Below are 15,924 nucleotides of genomic sequence, written 5' to 3'. Positions count from 1 at the left end.
GACCGTCCCGGAAACCGCCCGGGCCGGCCTCATTCGTCCCGGCCGGGAGGCGGAGCAAGATCGTGTCAGGCGCAGTGCAGTCGAGCCCGTCCGCGGCGGCCCCGGCGGGCGGTGAACCGTTCCTGCTGGTGGTGGACGACGAGCCCAACATCCGCGAGCTGCTGTCGGCCAGCCTGCGGTTCTCCGGTTTCCGGGTGGCCTCCGCCGCCACCGGCCAGGAGGCGTTGGACGCGGTCGCCGCGGAGCGCCCCGACCTGGTGGTGCTCGACGTGATGCTGCCCGACCTGGACGGCTTCACCGTCGTCCAGCGGCTGCGCGACCAGACCCAGTGGCCGGGCAGCCCCGAGCACGTCCCGGTGCTGTTCCTGACCGCCAAGGACGGCACCGGCGACAAGGTCCAGGGCCTGGCCGTCGGCGCCGACGACTACGTCACCAAGCCGTTCAGCCTGGAGGAGCTGATCGCCCGGATCCGGGCGATCCTGCGCCGGGCCGGCGGCCCCGCCGACGACGGCCGCCTGGTGGTGGCCGACCTCACCCTGGATCCGACCGCGCACGAGGTCACCCGCGGCGGCGTCCCGGTCTCGCTCTCCCCCACCGAGTTCAAGCTGCTGCACTACCTGATGGCCAACGTCGGCCGGGTGGTCTCCAAGGCGCAGATCCTCGACCACGTGTGGGCCTACGACTTCGGCGGCGACCTGTCCATCGTCGAGTCGTACATCTCCTACCTGCGCCGCAAGCTCGACTCCGGTCCGGTGCACGGCCCCAAGCTGATCCACACGGTGCGCGGCATCGGCTACGCCCTGCGCCGCCCGCCGAACGGCTGATGGCGCGGTTCTCGCTGCGGGTCCGGCTGCTGGTGCTGGCGCTGCTGCTGGTCACCACCGGCCTGGTGGTCAGTGACACCTGGGTGCTCGGCACCGTCCGCAGCCAGCTGGTGGAGCGCACCGACCAGCAGCTGGAGCGGTACGCCGAGCCGCTGTCGCGGCGCGCGCCGTCCCGGCAGCAGTCCCAGGTGTCGGTGTTCAGCCCGCAGACGCTGAGCCGCCGCACCGGCCAGACGCTGCCCAGCGAGTACGTGGTGCGCTACCTGGCCGCGGACGGCACCGTGCTGTCGGTGCTGCGCCAGCCGCTGACCGACTCCGAGCCGGCCCCGCAGCTGCCGGCGCTGACCGCCGCCGCGCTGACCCGCCGGGAGGGCGAGCCGTTCACCGAGAAGGTGCCGCGCGGCAGCGAGTGGCGCTCGCTGGTGCTGCCGCTGCAGCGCACCGCCGCCGGCGACTTCGGGTCGCCGCGGTTCGTGCAGGTCGCGGTGCCGATGGACGACGTGCAGTCCACCATCACGCACCTGCGCACCACCTTCTTCACCATCGGCGGAGCGGTCCTGGCGGGCCTGGCCGGCCTGGGCGCGATCGCGGTGCGGGCCGGGCTGCGGCCGCTGCGCCAACTGGAGGCGGGCGCGCAGCGGATCGCCGACGGCGACCTGTCGCACCGGATGCCGGAGCTGCCGGCCCGCACCGAGGTGGGCCGGCTGTCGGCGGCGCTGAACCGGATGCTCACCGACATCGAGACGGCGTTCGCCGACCGGGCCGCCTCCGAGCGCCGGATGCGCCGCTTCGTCGCGGACGCCTCGCACGAGCTGCGCACCCCGCTGGCGGGCATCCGCGGCTTCGCCGAGCTGCACCGGATGGGCGCGCTGGACGACGTGGACCGGGCGATGGACCGGATCGAGTCGGAGGCGGTGCGCCTCGGCGGCCTGGTGGAGGACCTGCTGATGCTGGCCCGGCTGGACGAGGAGCGCCCGCTGAACCTCGCCCCGATGGACCTGCGGACGCTGGCCGCGGACGCCCTGCACGACCTGACCGCGCTGGACCCGGGCCGGCCGGTGGCGTTGACCGGCCCGCGCGGCGAGGGCGCCCCGCAGCCCGCGCCGGTGCTCGGCGACGAGGCCCGGCTGCGCCAGGTGGTGACCAACCTGGTGGGCAACGCGGTCAAGCACACCCCGGCGGGCACCGCGGTGCGGATCGGGGTGGGCCGGCTGAACGGCGAGTGCCTGTTGGAAGTCGCCGACCAGGGGCCCGGCATGACGGAGGATCAGGCCGCGCTGGTGTTCGAGCGCTTCTACCGGGTGGACGCCTCGCGGGCCCGGCGGGCGGGCGAGGGCGGGGGATCGGGTCTGGGGCTGGCGATCGCCTCCGCGCTGGTGGTCGCGCACGGCGGTGAGCTGACCCTGCACACCGCGCCGGGCGACGGCGCGGCCTTCAGGGTGGTCCTGCCGCACCAGCGCTGACCTGTGCTGATGTGTCGTCAGCGCGATCGGTGTCAAGCGCCGTTCGGTACAGCGACGCCTCCCGGCGGCGGCTTGTGGGGGCCCGAACGGGCGGCGGATCATTTGACTCGTCGGAGAACACCCCCCCGTGCATATGCACTGATAAGCATCATGGATACTGCTCCTTGTGAACGTGTTCACGTTCACAAGCGGACAAGCTTGGGCAGGTTCGGCGCGGTCGCGTGCTAAATATGCTTTTTGTCCGGTATGCACATCCTGTGAGAGAGGGCGCAGTGGACCTAGCAGTCGCTCACGAGACCATCTCGCGATGGCAGTTCGGCATCACCACCGTCTACCACTTCCTCTTCGTCCCGCTCACCATCAGCCTGGCCTCGATCGTGGCCTGCCTGCAGACCGCGTGGGTGCGTACGGGCAAGGAGAAGTACTTCCACGCCACCAAGTTCTGGGGCAAGCTCTTCCTGATCAACATCGCCATGGGCGTGGTCACCGGCATCGTCCAGGAGTTCCAGTTCGGCATGAACTGGTCCGACTACTCCCGCTTCGTCGGCGACGTGTTCGGCGCCCCGCTGGCGATGGAGGCGCTGATCGCCTTCTTCTTCGAGTCGACCTTCATCGGACTGTGGATCTTCGGCTGGGACAAGCTGCCGAAGAAGATCCACCTCGCGTGCATCTGGATGGTGGCGATCGGCACCGCGCTGTCCGCGTACTTCATCCTGGCCGCCAACTCCTGGATGCAGCACCCGGTCGGCTACCGGATCGACCCCGTCACCGGCAAGGCCCAGCTCACCGACATCGTCCGGGTGCTGACCCAGAACACCACGCTGGTGCAGGTCTTCCACACCCTCACCGCCGCCTTCCTCACCGGCGCCGCCTTCGTGGTCGGCATCGCCAGCTACCACCTGTGGCGCGCCAAGCGGGGCAAGGAGACGGACCGCCGTAAGACCGCCGCGATGCGCACCTCGCTGCGCTTCGGCCTGGCCATCGCCGTGGTCGCCGGCCTCGGCACCGCGATCAGCGGCGACACCCTCGGCAAGGTGATGTTCGAGCAGCAGCCGATGAAGATGGCCGCCGCCGAGGCGCTCTGGGACACCCAGGCCCCCGCCCCGTTCTCGGTGTTCGCCGTCGGCGACGTCTCCAAGGGCCACAACTCGGTCGCCCTGGAGATCCCCGGAATACTCTCCTTCCTCGCGCACAACGACTTCTCGTCCGAAGTCCCCGGCATCAACGACATCGCCGCCGCCGAGGCCGCCCAGCACGGCGGACAGCCCACCGACTACATCCCCAACATCTTCGTCACCTACTGGGGATTCCGGCTGATGATCGGCTTCGGCATGACGTCCTTCGTCGCCGCGCTGATCGGCCTGTGGACCACCCGCCGCAAGTTCTGGCTGGCCCCCGAGCACCGCACCGGCGAGGACGAGCCGCCGAAGCTGATGCTCACCAGGAACCGTGAGATGAACGTCTTCTTCACCCGGTGGAGCTGGCGGATCGGCATCCTCACCATGGGCTTCCCGCTGGTCGCCAACAGCTTCGGCTGGATCTTCACCGAGATGGGCCGCCAGCCCTGGGTGGTGTTCGGCCTGATGCGCACCCGCGACGCGGTCTCCCCCAACGTCAGCGTCGGCACCCAGGTGCTCGGCCTGGTCACGCTGACCGCCCTGTACGCGATCCTCGCCGTGATCGAGGTCAAGCTGCTCGCCAAGTACGCCGCCGCCGGGCCGAACACGGACGAGAAGCCGCCCGCCAAGGACCCGACCCTGCGCGGCCCCTCGGACGAGGACTCCGACCAGCCGCTCGCCTTCGCGTACTGAGGACGGATCACATGCACCTGCAAGACTTCTGGTTCATCCTGATCGCCGTCCTGTGGATCGGCTACTTCTTCCTGGAGGGCTTCGACTTCGGCGTCGGCATCCTCACCCGGCTGCTGGCCCGCAACACCGCCGAACGCCGCGTCCTGATCAACACCATCGGCCCGGTCTGGGACGGCAACGAGGTGTGGCTGCTCACCGCCGGCGGCGCCACCTTCGCGGCCTTCCCCGACTGGTACGCCACCCTGTTCAGCGGCTTCTTCGTCCCGCTGCTGATCATCCTGGTCTGCCTGATCGTCCGCGGCGTCTCCTTCGAGTACCGGCACCAGCGCGACGGCGAGCGCTGGCAGCGCAACTGGGAACTCGCCATCTTCTGGACCTCCCTGCTGCCCGCCTTCCTGTGGGGCGTCGCCTTCGGCAACATCGTCCGCGGCGTCGCCATCGACCAGGACAAGAACTACGTCGGCACCTTCTGGGACCTGCTCAACCCGTACGCGCTGCTCGGCGGCCTCACCACCCTGGCGCTGTTCACCTTCCACGGCGCGGTGTTCACCGCGCTGAAGACCACCGGCGACATCCGGCACCGGGCCCGGGTCCAGGCCACCGTCCTCGGCCTGGTCACCGCGGCCCTCGCGGCGGCCTTCCTGATCTGGACCCAGGTCCACACCGGCAACGGCTGGAGCCTGGCCGCGCTGATCGTCGCGGTGCTCGCCCTGGTCGCCGCGCTCGGCGCCAACCAGGTGGGCCGCGAAGGCTGGGCGTTCGGCTTCAGCGGTGTGACCATCGCCGCCGCCGTCGGCATGCTGTTCCTGTCGCTGTTCCCCGACGTGATGCCCTCCACCCTGAACGACGCCTGGTCGCTGACCGTCAGCAACTCCTCGTCCTCGCCCTACACGCTCAAGGTGATGACGATCGTCGCGGTGATCTTCACCCCGCTGGTGCTGCTCTACCAGGGCTGGACGTACTGGGTCTTCCGCCGCCGGATCGGCGTCCAGCACATCCCCGCCGCCGCCCACCACTGACCCGCCGTCGCAGGAGCACACCTGATGGAACGCCAGCAGCGGATGCGTCCGATCGACCCCCGGCTGCTGGCGTACGCCCGCACCACCCGCGCCTTCCTCGCCGGCTCCGTGCTGCTCGGCGGGGTGGGCGCGGCCCTGCTGGTCGCCCAGGCCGCGCTGATCGCCGACCTGGTGGTGCGGGCCTTCCAGCGCGGCCAGTCCCCGCTGTGGGGGCCGCTGCTCGGCCTCGCCGCCGTCACCGTCGGCCGGGCGGTGGTCGCCTGGCTGACCGAACTCACCGCCCACCGCTCGGTCGCCACCGTCAAGTCCACCCTGCGCCGCCGCCTGCTCGACCACGCCACCGCGCTCGGCCCCGGCTACCTGACCGGCCGCCGCACCGGCGAGCTGGCCACCCTCGCCACCCGCGGCGTCGACGCCCTCGACGACTACTTCGCCCGCTACCTGCCGCAACTGGCGCTCGCCGTGGTCGTCCCGCTGGTGGTGCTGGCCCGGATCCTCGGCGCCGACTGGGAGTCCGCCGCGATCATCTGCGTGACGCTGCCGCTGATCCCGCTGTTCATGATCCTGATCGGCTACGCCACCCAGGCCCGCACCGACCGCCAGTTCGCCGGCCTGTCCCGGCTCTCCCACCACTTCCTCGACGTGGTGGCCGGCCTGCCCACCCTCAAGGTCTTCGGCCGGGCCAAGGCCCAGGCCGCCGCGATCGGCCGGATCACCGAGGACTACCGCCGCGCCACCCTGCGCACCCTGCGCCTGGCCTTCGTCTCGTCCTTCGCGCTGGAACTGCTCTCCACCCTCTCCGTCGCCCTGGTCGCCGTCTCCATCGGCTTCCGGCTGGTCAACGGCACCCTCGACCTGGAGACCGGCCTGCTGGTGCTGGTCCTCGCCCCCGAGGTCTACCTGCCGCTGCGCCAGGTCGGCGCGCTCTACCACTCCAGCGCCGAGGGCCTGGCCGCCGCCGGGAAGATCTTCGAGGTGCTGGAGACCCCGCTGCCCGGGGCCGGCCGCCGCCCCGCCCCGCCGGTCGCCGGCGTCGACCTGCGGATCGAAGGGCTGACGGTCCGCCACCCCGGCCGCGCGCAGGACGCCCTGCACGAGGTCTCCCTGGTGGTGCCGGCCGGACGCACCACCGTGCTGACCGGGCCCAGCGGGGCCGGCAAGACCACCCTGGTGAACGCCATGCTCGGCTTCGTCCGCCCGGACGCCGGCCGGGTGCTGATCGGCGACCAGCCGCTCGCCGACACCGACCTGGCGAGCTGGCACGCCCAACTCGCCTGGGTCCCGCAGCACCCCCACCTGTTCGCCGGCACCGTCGCCGAGAACGTCCGGCTGGCCCGCCCGGACGCCACCGACACCGAACTCGCCGCCGCCCTCGCCGCCGCCCGGGTCGACTTCGCCGACCCCGGCACCCGGCTCGCCGAGAACGGCCACGGCCTGTCCGCCGGCCAGCGCCAGCGCCTCGCCCTGGCCCGCGCGCTGCTCGCCGACCGCCCGCTGCTGGTGCTGGACGAACCCACCGCGCACCTCGACCCCGTCACCGAGGCCGCCCTGCTGGAGACCCTCGGCAGGCTCGACCGCACCGTGCTGCTGATCACCCACCGGCCCGCGCTGGTCGCCCTCGCCGACCACCACGTCCAACTGCCCGGCACGGCCGCCGTCGCCGCCCCGGCGATTCCGGCCCCGGCCGCGCAGCCCGCCGAGCCCCGGCCCGCCGAGCCCCGGCCCGCGGGCGAGGAGGAACCGCCCGCCGAGCCGGCCGCGAAGCCCCAGCTGTGGCCCGCCGTGCTGCTGGGCTCGCTCGCCCTCGGCTGCGCCGTCGCGCTGATGGGCACCTCCGGCTGGCTGATCTCCCGCGCCTCGCAGATGCCGCCCGTGCTGTACCTGATGGTGGCCGTCACCTCGGTCCGGGCGTTCGGCATCGGCCGCAGCGTGTTCCGCTACGCCGAGCGGCTGGTATCGCACGACGCCGTGCTGAAGGCCCTCGGCGGGATCCGCACCGCCGTCTACCGCCGGCTGGAGCAGCTCGCCCCGGCCGGACTCCCGCAGTTCCGGCGCGGCGACCTGCTGTCCCGGCTGGTCGCCGACGTGGACGCCGTGCAGGACTTCCACCTGCGCTGGCGGCTGCCCGCCGCCGTCGCCGCCGTGGTGTCGCTGGCCGCCTCCGCCGCCCTCGCCGCCTTCCTGCCGCTCGCCGGACTGGTGCTCGCCGTCGGCCTGCTGCTCGCCGGGGCCGTCGTCCCCGCGCTGGAGCGCCGGATCTCCGGCCGCACCGAACGCCGGCACGCCCCCGCCAAGGGCGAACTGGCGACCGCCGTGCTGGACACCCTGACCGGCACCGCCGAACTGACCGTCGCCGGCGCCCTCCCCGCCCGGCTGCGAGCCACCCGCGGCGCCGACGCCGAGCTGACCCGGCTGGCCGGGCGCTCCGCCGCGTCCGGCGCGCTCTCGGCGGGCCTGGTCGCCCTGGTCTCCGGCCTGACGGTGGTGGCCGCCGCCGCGGTCGGCGTCCGCGGCGTCGCCTCCGGCGCACTGCCGGGCGTCTGCCTGGCGGTGGTGGTGCTGACGCCGCTCGCCGCGTTCGAGGCGGTCGCCGGGATGCCCACCGCAGTGCGGTTCCGCGAACGCGCCCGGGCCTCCCGGGAACGCCTCGCCGAGGTGCTGGCCTCGCCCCTGCCGGTGGTCGAGCCGGCCTCGCCGAAGACCCTGCCCGCCGAGCAACTGCCCATCAAGGTCGGCGACCTGACCGCCCGGTGGCCCGGCTCCGCGCGCGACGCGCTGCGCGGCGTCGACCTGGAACTGCAGCCCGGCCGGCGGGTCGCCGTGGTCGGCCCGTCCGGCTCCGGCAAGACCACGCTCGCGCACGTGCTGCTGCGCTTCGTCGAACCGTCCGCCGGCTCGGTGCGGCTGGCCGACGGCGGCCCCGACGCCGTCGACACCCGCGAGCTGGCCGGCGAGGACGTCCGCCGGGTGATCGGCCTGTGCGCCCAGGACGCGCACGTCTTCGACAGCTCGGTGCGGGAGAACCTGCGTCTCGCCCGCCCCGACGCCGACGAGTCGCAGCTGCGCGCCGCGCTCGCCCGGGCCCGGCTGCTGGACTGGGTGGACGGCCTGCCCGAAGGCCTGGACACCATGGTCGGCGAGCACGGCGCCCGACTCTCCGGCGGCCAGCGCCAGCGCCTCGCCCTGGCCCGCGCGCTGCTCGCGGACTTCCCCGTGCTGATCCTCGACGAGCCCGCCGAACACCTCGACGTCGCCACCGCCGACGCGCTCACCGCCGACCTGCTGGCCGCCACCGAGGGCCGCACCACCCTGCTGATCACCCACCGGCTCGCGGGCCTGGACGACAGCACCGTGGACGAGGTGCTGGTGCTGGACGACGGCCGGGTGGTGGAGCGCGGCCGCTGGTCGCGGCTGGCGACCCGCCCCGGCGGCCGGCTCGCCGCGATGCTGGACCGGGAACGGGAGGGCGAGGCCCACCGGGTCGCCGCCTGACGGGTGCCGCGCCCGGCGTTCCGGACGAACCGGGGCGCAACGACTCGAACATGCACACTGGTGGCATGGATCAGCCGGCCGCCGAGAACGGCCCACCGCGCATTCCCGAGATCTCCTCGCTCGGACTGGACACCCTGGTCACCGAGGTCTCCGAGCGCCTGCAGTCGGCCGCCGCGGTCGCCGACCGGATGCAGCGCCTGCTGGAGGCCGTCGTCTCGGTCGGCGCCGGCCTCGATCCGCACACCACCCTGCAGCGGATCGCCTCCGGCGCCGCCGAACTGGTCGACGCCCGGTACGCCGCGCTCGGCGTGGTCAACCCGCACGGCGGCGGCCTGTCCGACTTCGTCCACATCGGCGTCGACGACGCCACCGCCCACCGGATCGGCCGGCTGCCGGCCGGGCGCGGCATCCTCGGCGCGCTGATCGACGACCCGCGGTCGCTGCGGCTGACCGACCTGTCCACCGACCCGCGCGCGGTCGGCTTCCCGCCCGGACACCCGTCGATGGTGTCCTTCCTGGGCGTGCCGATCCGGGTCCGCGGCGAGGTGTTCGGCAACCTCTACCTGACCGAGAAGCAGGGCGGCGGCTCCTTCACCCCCGAGGACGAGCAGGTGGTGCTGGCGCTGGCCGCCGCCGCGGGCGTCGCGATCGAGAACTCCCGGCTGTACGAGGAGGGGCGCCGCCGCGAACGCTGGATCACCGGCGCGGCCGCCGTCACCACCTCGCTGCTCTCCACCGACGAGGCGCGGATCGCGCTGACCGTCGCCGCCGAACAGGTCCGCGAACTCGCCGAGGGCGCGCTCGGCATGGTCCTGCTGCCGGCCGGCGAGGACCAGATGCGGGTCGCGCACGCCTCCGGCGAACAGGCCGACTACCTGACCGGCGAACTGCTCCCCGAACACGGCCTCGCGCCCCGGCTGCTGGCCGGTGAAACCGTCCGCCTGGACGACCTGGCGGCCGCCCCCGAGATCGCCTCGGACAGTCAGTTCGACCGCCTGGCACGGGGGTTCGGTCCGGCCATGGCGGTCCCGATGGTGTCCTCCGGGCGAGTCCTGGGCGCGCTCTGCGTCTGGCGCGAGGCCGGCGCCGCGCCGTTCACCGGCACCGAGCGGAAACTCGCCCAGACCTTCGCCTCACAGGCCGCGCTGGCCCTGCGGCTGGCCGAGTACCAGCTCAACCAGCAGCGCCTGGCGGTCTTCCAGGACCGCGACCGGATCGCCCGCGACCTGCACGACCTGGTCATCCAACGCCTGTTCGCCACCGGCATGATGCTGGAGTCGGCGGCCCGCCGGGCCGTCGTCCCCGAGGTCAAGGAACGCATCGGCCAGGCCGTGGACGAACTCGACGCCACCATCCAGGAAGTCCGCACCACCATCTACGCGCTCCAGCACGGCGACACCGACGACGAACCCGACACCCTGCGCACCCGGGTCCTGCGCGAGGGCAGCCAGGCCGCGGCGGCCCTCGGCTTCCGGCCCAGCATCACCTTCACCGGCCCGGTGGAGAGCCTGGTCGGCGAACAGGCCTCCCGCCAACTGCTCGCCGCACTGCGGGAGATGCTCTCCAACACCGCCCGCCACGCCCGCGCCTCCCACGTCGCGGTCGAACTCGACGCCACCGTCCACCTCGGCCCCGACGGCCGCCCCGTCCCGCCCGACCCCACCCACCCGGGCCTCCCCGGCGTCCTCCTCACCGTCACCGACGACGGCGTCGGCATCCCCGCCGACGGCCGCCGCTCCGGCCTCCGCAACCTCACCCGCCGCGCCGAAGCCCTCGGCGGCGACGCCTGGCACGAACCCGGCCCCCACACCAGGGGCACCCGGGTCCGCTGGACGGCCCGGCTGTGACAGCCGGCTGACGGGAGGTCAGGCGGGCAGGACCGCGATGCGCGGGTGGCACAGTCGCCGCAGATCGTCGGTGTCGCTGGTCACGACAGTCACCTGGCCGCGCTCCAGATGGGCCGTCGCGGCGAGCATGGCGTCGATCGCGTACTTGTGGCCGTGCAGGCCCTCGGCTGCCAGCAGCCTGCTTGCGTCCCGGGCGAGCTCCTCGGTGACGGGGCGCACCTTGGCGAGCGAGACGGCGTGGTCGAAGGCCGCTTGCGGCACTTTCGGGTCGCGGGCCTCGACCAGGGTGGCGGCGCTGGTGACCAGCAGCAGGTCCAGCGTGCGGGCGGCGTCCAGCCAGGTGGTCATCGAACGGTGCCGCCGGGAGAGCTTGGAGAGCGCCTCGCTGTCGAGCACCAGCGTCCCGCTCATGCGGCGCCCGAGGAAGCATCTCCGGGGTGCGCGGCATGGTGGGCGCGGACGCTTTCGACCAGGGCTGCGACCTCGACCGGGTCGACCGGGCCGTGCTCGTCCTCCGCGGCGGCGATGAACTCGTCGAGGGCATCCCGCTGCAACTGCCGCTGGACGGCCTCCTCGATGTAGGAGGAGACGCCCTGCTTTCCGGCGCGCGCCCGGATCGCTTCGAGGGTCTCGGCGCGCAGCGAGACGCTTGTCACCCGAGTCCGGCCGGGGCGGGAGCTCTCCATGGCAAAAGTGTAGTACCCCATGTGTGACAGGCTCGGGATGTCCCGGAAGTCAGAGGAGGGTCTCGATGATCGCGGCGACGCCGTCCTGGTCGTTGCCGACGGTGTGGCGGGTGACCGAGGCGAGGACCAGGGGGTGGGCGTTGGCGACGGCGTAGGACTGGCCGGCCCAGGCGAGCATTTCGAGGTCGTTGGGCATGTCGCCGAAGGCGATGACTTCGGTGGCGTCGATGCCGTGCTGGGCGCACCAGCGGGCCAGGCTGCTGGCCTTGGTGACGCCGGGGGCGCTGATCTCGACCAGCGGGATGGGGCTGGAGCGGGTGACCTCGGCGAGCGGGCCGACGGCGGCGCGGGCGCGGTCGAGGAACTCGTCGGGGGACAGGTCGGGGTGCTTGCCCAGGAGCTTGAACAGGCCGTCGACCTGGCCGGAGGCGAGCAGTTCGGTGGCCGGGCCGACCGGGTGGTCAGTCTCGGACTCGCCGAGGAAGACGGTGTACCCGGGCTCCCGGGCGAAGCCGTCCGGGAACTCGAACGCGAAGGCGGTGTCGGGCAGTTCGGCGCGCAGCCGGTCGACGACGGTGACCGTGTCGGCGCGGTCCAGCGGGCTGGTCTCCAGCAGTTCGCCGCGCCGGACGTCGACCACCGCGCCGCCGTTGGAACAGATCGCCACGCCGTGGCCGCCGATGTGCGGGCCGAGGTGGCGCATCCAGCGCGGCGGGCGGCCGGTGACGAACACCACCTGCAGCCCGGCGGCCTCGGCGGCGGCCAGGGCGGCCGCCGTCCGGGCGGAGACCGTCCCGCCGGGGCACAGCAGGGTGCCGTCGAGGTCGGTGGCGATCAGGCGGGGGCGCGGGGAGGCGGTCATCCGTCCATCTTCGCGCACTCGTGCGAGAAGCGGACCCGCCCGGGAGGGCCGGGTCCGTCGTGATCAGGCGGCGACGTTCAGGGTGAGCGCCGCGGTGTGCAGGGCGCCGCCGGTCTGGAACTGCAGGAACAGCCGCCAGTCGCCGGCCTTCGGCAGCTCGGCGTGGAAGGACAGGGCCGGCCCGCCGCCGCCGGTGGTGACCGCGGTCTCCGGGTGGAGGTGCGCGAACGCCTGGTCGCCGGCGTGGAAGGCGGTCAGGTGCGCGTACGTCTCCAGGTAGGGCTCCAGGTCGGTGACCGGCTGCCCGTCCTTGCTGACGGTGACGGTCAACTCCCCGGCCGCGCCTGCCTTCGGCGCACCGGCCACCGTCACGGTGTACCCGTCGACGGTGCCGGTCGTGGCGGCGGCCGGCAGCGGCACCGGGGTGGCCTGCCCGGCCACCGTGGCGGTGCGGCTGAGCACCAGCCCGGTGCCCTTGCCGCTGCCCGCGCCGGGGACGAACGAGGCGTACATCCGCCACTCACCGGACTGCAGGGCGGCCAGGGAGGCCGTCCAGGTGCCGTCGGCGGACCGCACCGGGTGCAGGTGCTGGAAGCCGGACAGGTCGGAGCGGATCGCGTAGAAGTGCATCTCCTTGGTCTGCTCGGGCTGGTACGAGGTCAGCACCTTGCCGTCCGGGTCGGTCACGGTGAACCGGTACTCGGCGCCGGCGAGGGCGCCGTCCAGCCGGTAGCCGCCCTGCTCGGCGACCAGCCCGTCGCTGCTGCCGGCGGGGCCGTGGCTCATGCCCGCCATGCCGTCGGGGCCGTGGCTCATCCCGGGCATGTCGTGCCCGGCGGCGGAGCCGGTGGCGGACGGCGCGGCGCCGTGGTCCATGCCGGACATCGCGTCGCTGCCGCAGGCGGCCAGGGTCAGCGCGAGCGCGGCGGCGGCCGCGGCGGTGAGCAGGGTGCGGCGGGTGGTCGTGGTGGTGCGGGTCATCGGAGTTCGCTCCAGGTGCTGCGCGCACCGGCGGTGCGCGGTCGCGGACAGGACGCGGCGCCCGGCGGCCCCCCACGGGGACGGCCGGGTGGCGCCCTCACCTGCGGGCGACGCAGACCCGGATCAGCAGCTCCCGCCCGCCGTCCGGCGGCGCTCGGCCGCTCTCGGCGCCGCCCGTGGGCAGCGGTCCGGTCGCGGACGGCTGCGGGTGGGGCCACGGCACGCCGGCGGCCGGGCCGGCCGGCGGCAGGTGGTCGCGGGCCTGGGTGGAGACGCAGTCGACGGCCGACCCCTCGTGCGCGCCCGGCGCACGGACGGCCTCCCGGGCGCTCCCCTGCATGGTGTGCGCCCCGGCGTGGTGGGCCGACACCGCGGTCTCCGCCGTGCGGTGGCAACCGGCGGCGCTCGCCGGGCTGCCGTGCATCAGGAACAGCCCGAGCAGCAGGGCGCACAGCACCGTCCACCGGGCGACCGTCCGCCCGGCGGGGTCCGTCGCCCGCCCGGTCCGCTCCACCCTCGCCACGATACCCCCTCCCCGTATCTGCGCAGGGTAAGTGCCGTCCGGGCGCCCGGGCTCTCCCCGGCCGGGTGTCACGGCGTCAAAGCCGCCGGAGCGCAACGGTGTTGCGGATCCGAACGGCTGTTGCCGTTCGATGACGAATCGCTGATCCGGGCGGGACATCCGTTCGACAGGATTCTCTTACGGCGCTCGCCCGGCCAGCGGAAACGATCAGGGGCACACCGCCGCACCACCACTCACCGTCACCAGTTCCTGGGGGGAACTTCCAATGTCCGTTCGCCGCCGCACCCGCCTCGCCGTTCTCGCCGCCACCGCCGTCCTCGGCGCCACCGTCCCCGTCCTCGGCGGGGCTACCAGCGCCTGGGCCTGCGGCGACGACCAGCCGGCCGTCGCTGCCTCCGCCTCCGCCTCCGCCTCTGCGCCCGCGCCGGCTGCGTCCGCGCCGGCCGCGCCCGCTCCGTCCGCGTCCGCCCCGTCCGCTCCGGCGGCTGCCCCGGTCGCGGACCTGAAGCTGCGCGTCGACTCGCTCTGGCGGGACGCCGACACGATCACCGCGGGTGGTGCGCCGGTGCAGATCGGCGTCGAGGTCAGCAACGGCGGCACGGAGACCATCGAAGGCGTCCGGCCGTTCCCCACTTTCTTCAACTACTCCGATGACACGAAGAGCATCCTGCACCCGGAGGACCTCGTGCTGGAGGTCAAGACCGGGGGCGCGTGGAAGACCCTCCCCATGAAGTGGGGCTGCGACCCGACGCTGCGCGGAGACTACTCCTCGCTCGCCACCGACCTGGCGCCCGGCCAGACCGTCGAGTTCCTGTTCCGCCTGTCGGTCACCACCCACTCCAACGCGGCGCAGCAGAAGATCGAGGTCAGCGTCGGCGCTCGGACCGACCAGGTCGTCCCGATGAACGGCAAGGGGTTCGTCCTGCCGGTCATCCACCCGGCGGCCCCGACCACCCCGGCACCCACCGCCACCACCAAGGCGCCGAGCACCCCGGCCGCGACCCCCTCGGCGCCGAGCACCCCGGCGCAGACCCCGACCGCCCGGAACACCACCGCCCCGGTCGTCGTCCCGGCCGCCCTGACCAGCAACACCACTCCGAGCCCGACCGCCGTTCCGGTCGGCACCGGGAACCTCGCCTCCACCGGTGGCGGCTCCAGCAGCACCCCGCTGCTGATCGGCGGCACCACCCTGGTGCTGCTCGGCGCCGGTGCCGTGACGTTCGCCGCCCGTCGCCGGGCCGCCGGCCACCGCGGCTGACCGATCCCGGATCAACTCCCTCCGCCCCGACGCCGATTCCGGTGTTCGGGGCGGAGGGACGCCCGGCGTTCCGGTTCGCGTGTTCGAACGGGGCCGCCTAGAGTTCCGCCGACGAGCAAGCGGACGGATCGGGGAGAACGTGGCGGGCAGGCGGACGGCGGGCAGTGCGGGCGCGACCCGAGAGCCGGTGGTCGGGGGATCGGACGCGGCGTACTGGCGGGCGATGGCGGACGCGGACGAGCGGGAGGCCCGCCGCAAGCGGACTCTCGGCATCACCGCACTGGCCACCGGCCTGGTGACGGTCGCCGGGATGGTCGCCGTCGCGGTGATGGTGCAGGACCGCGCCGACGGTCCGTCAACGCCCAAGGCCGCCGCGGCCGCCGCCGCCCCGAAGGCGGGTGGCGACCCGTCCCCGAAGGCCTCCGCGGGTCAGGCCGGCCAGACCGGTCAGGGCGGCTCCGGTGCGGAGGCCGGCGCCTCGGTGCCCGGGCTGAAGCTCGGCAGCGCCGCGAAGGTGGGTGCCGCCGACGGCCGCGACGGCAAGGCGCTGCAGCTGACCGGCAGCGGCGACGGCTACGCCGAGGCCGCCGACGCGTCCGTGGACACCACGAAGGACTTCACCGTCTCCGCGGTGGTCAGCAACGACGCCGCCAGTGCGTCGAAGGCCGCGCTGTCGCAGAACGGCGACCAGTTCTTCTCCTTCTACCTGGGCCGCGAGGACTCCGGGAGCAACAAGAACCGCTGGGTCTTCAAGGTGCAGACCGCCAACGAGGCCGGCAAGAGCGCGATGGCGGTGTCCGGCGCGGCCGCCACCACCGGCCGCTGGACCACCCTGACCGGCGTGTACAACGCCAAGGCCAAGAGCATCTCGCTGTACGTGGACGGCGTCCTCGCGCAGACCACCACCGCCCCGTCGATCGTGGCCGGCACCGGCCCGCTGGAGCTCGGCCGGGCCCGCTACAAGGGGCAGTGGTCGGACGCCTGGAAGGGCTCGATCGCCGGGGTCCAGGTCTGGAAGAAGGCGCTGACGGCCGATCAGGTCTCCAAGGCCGTGAGCGGCGCCGCCGCCGATCCGGCCCCGGCGGCGACCCTGCTGGGTTCCTGACCCTTCGGACGCGTCGAGGGGGCCGGCGGATCTCCGCCGGCCCCCTCGACGTC

General features: G+C 73.7%; 13 protein-coding genes. 8 read left to right on the top strand and 5 right to left on the bottom strand.

Translation table 11 applies throughout. The annotated features are described in order from the left end of the window. Positions 1–62 precede the first annotated feature (62 nt). From ACI1MP_RS18815 to ACI1MP_RS18790, 6 genes are all read left to right on the top strand, one after another. Positions 63–824: a response regulator transcription factor gene (locus ACI1MP_RS18815; RefSeq protein WP_327063422.1), complete on the top strand. Its 762-nt coding sequence runs from the start codon at positions 63–65 to the stop codon at positions 822–824. Then, entirely contained in the window at positions 824–2,287 is a 1,464-nt protein-coding gene (locus ACI1MP_RS18810; protein WP_100589547.1) for a cell wall metabolism sensor histidine kinase WalK, read from the top strand. Before ACI1MP_RS18815 ends, ACI1MP_RS18810 begins: the two co-directional genes overlap by 1 nt. Before the next feature lie 272 nt (positions 2,288–2,559). Then, on the top strand, positions 2,560–4,098 hold the full coding sequence (locus ACI1MP_RS18805; RefSeq protein WP_380333782.1) for a cytochrome ubiquinol oxidase subunit I: 1,539 nt from the start codon (positions 2,560–2,562) through the stop codon (positions 4,096–4,098). 11 nt (positions 4,099–4,109) lie between these two features. Beyond that, on the top strand, positions 4,110–5,117 hold the full coding sequence (gene cydB, locus ACI1MP_RS18800) for a cytochrome d ubiquinol oxidase subunit II (RefSeq protein WP_380333783.1): 1,008 nt from the start codon (positions 4,110–4,112) through the stop codon (positions 5,115–5,117). 42 nt (positions 5,118–5,159) lie between these two features. Next, entirely contained in the window at positions 5,160–8,609 is a 3,450-nt protein-coding gene (gene cydD, locus ACI1MP_RS18795; protein ID WP_404870808.1) for a thiol reductant ABC exporter subunit CydD, read from the top strand. Between the two features lie 65 nt (positions 8,610–8,674). Next, positions 8,675–10,456 carry a GAF domain-containing protein gene (locus ACI1MP_RS18790; protein WP_404869079.1) on the top strand — a complete coding sequence of 594 codons (1,782 nt, stop codon included), beginning with the start codon at positions 8,675–8,677 and terminating at the stop codon, positions 10,454–10,456. 18 nt (positions 10,457–10,474) lie between these two features. Here ACI1MP_RS18790 and ACI1MP_RS18785 read toward each other — a convergent pair whose 3' ends face one another. The 5 genes from ACI1MP_RS18785 to ACI1MP_RS18765 form a co-directional block, all read right to left on the bottom strand. Continuing rightward, on the bottom strand, positions 10,475–10,867 hold the full coding sequence (locus ACI1MP_RS18785) for a PIN domain-containing protein (protein WP_404869078.1): 393 nt from the start codon (positions 10,865–10,867) through the stop codon (positions 10,475–10,477). After that, positions 10,864–11,142 (bottom strand): hypothetical protein, encoded by a 279-nt coding sequence (locus tag ACI1MP_RS18780; RefSeq protein ID WP_380333786.1) that lies wholly within the window; start codon positions 11,140–11,142, stop codon positions 10,864–10,866. Before ACI1MP_RS18780 ends, ACI1MP_RS18785 begins: the two co-directional genes overlap by 4 nt. Before the next feature lie 49 nt (positions 11,143–11,191). After that, positions 11,192–12,004, bottom strand: a complete 813-nt coding sequence (locus tag ACI1MP_RS18775) for an HAD family hydrolase (RefSeq protein WP_380333787.1) — start codon at positions 12,002–12,004, stop codon at positions 11,192–11,194. Between the two features lie 63 nt (positions 12,005–12,067). After that, a complete protein-coding gene (locus tag ACI1MP_RS18770) occupies positions 12,068–12,985 on the bottom strand; it encodes a hypothetical protein (protein WP_404869077.1) in 918 nt (305 codons plus the stop codon). A 97-nt stretch (positions 12,986–13,082) separates the two neighbouring features. Beyond that, complete coding sequence (locus tag ACI1MP_RS18765) at positions 13,083–13,508, bottom strand: DUF6153 family protein (RefSeq protein WP_404869076.1); 426 nt, start codon at positions 13,506–13,508, stop codon at positions 13,083–13,085. 265 nt (positions 13,509–13,773) lie between these two features. Here ACI1MP_RS18765 and ACI1MP_RS18760 point away from each other — a divergent pair, with 265 nt between their 5' ends. Both ACI1MP_RS18760 and ACI1MP_RS18755 read left to right on the top strand, forming a co-directional pair. Beyond that, positions 13,774–14,766, top strand: coding sequence for a hypothetical protein (locus ACI1MP_RS18760; RefSeq protein WP_404869075.1), 993 nt, complete (start codon positions 13,774–13,776; stop codon positions 14,764–14,766). Positions 14,767–14,905: 139 nt separating this feature from the next. Further along, positions 14,906–15,871 (top strand): LamG domain-containing protein, encoded by a 966-nt coding sequence (locus tag ACI1MP_RS18755; RefSeq protein WP_404869074.1) that lies wholly within the window; start codon positions 14,906–14,908, stop codon positions 15,869–15,871. The last annotated feature ends 53 nt before the right edge of the window (positions 15,872–15,924 follow it).

This window comes from Kitasatospora griseola (assembly GCF_044999035.1).
Taxonomy (GTDB): domain Bacteria; phylum Actinomycetota; class Actinomycetes; order Streptomycetales; family Streptomycetaceae; genus Kitasatospora; species Kitasatospora griseola.
Note: the sequence above shows the minus strand (reverse complement) of the source record. Positions and strands in the feature narration are given on the sequence as shown.

Excerpts from the sequence above, each read along its gene's own strand:
- ACI1MP_RS18760 (WP_404869075.1), top strand. The coding sequence starts at position 13,774 with ATGTCCGTTCGCCGCCGCACCCGCCTCGCCGTTCTCGCCGCCACCGCC.
- cydD (WP_404870808.1), top strand. The coding sequence starts at position 5,160 with ATGCGTCCGATCGACCCCCGGCTGCTGGCGTACGCCCGCACCACCCGC.
- ACI1MP_RS18790 (WP_404869079.1), top strand. The coding sequence starts at position 8,675 with ATGGATCAGCCGGCCGCCGAGAACGGCCCACCGCGCATTCCCGAGATC.
- ACI1MP_RS18775 (WP_380333787.1), bottom strand. The coding sequence starts at position 12,004 with ATGACCGCCTCCCCGCGCCCCCGCCTGATCGCCACCGACCTCGACGGC.
- ACI1MP_RS18810 (WP_100589547.1), top strand. The coding sequence starts at position 824 with ATGGCGCGGTTCTCGCTGCGGGTCCGGCTGCTGGTGCTGGCGCTGCTG.
- ACI1MP_RS18780 (WP_380333786.1), bottom strand. The coding sequence starts at position 11,142 with ATGGAGAGCTCCCGCCCCGGCCGGACTCGGGTGACAAGCGTCTCGCTG.
- ACI1MP_RS18770 (WP_404869077.1), bottom strand. The coding sequence starts at position 12,985 with ATGACCCGCACCACCACGACCACCCGCCGCACCCTGCTCACCGCCGCG.
- ACI1MP_RS18785 (WP_404869078.1), bottom strand. The coding sequence starts at position 10,867 with ATGAGCGGGACGCTGGTGCTCGACAGCGAGGCGCTCTCCAAGCTCTCC.
- cydB (WP_380333783.1), top strand. The coding sequence starts at position 4,110 with ATGCACCTGCAAGACTTCTGGTTCATCCTGATCGCCGTCCTGTGGATC.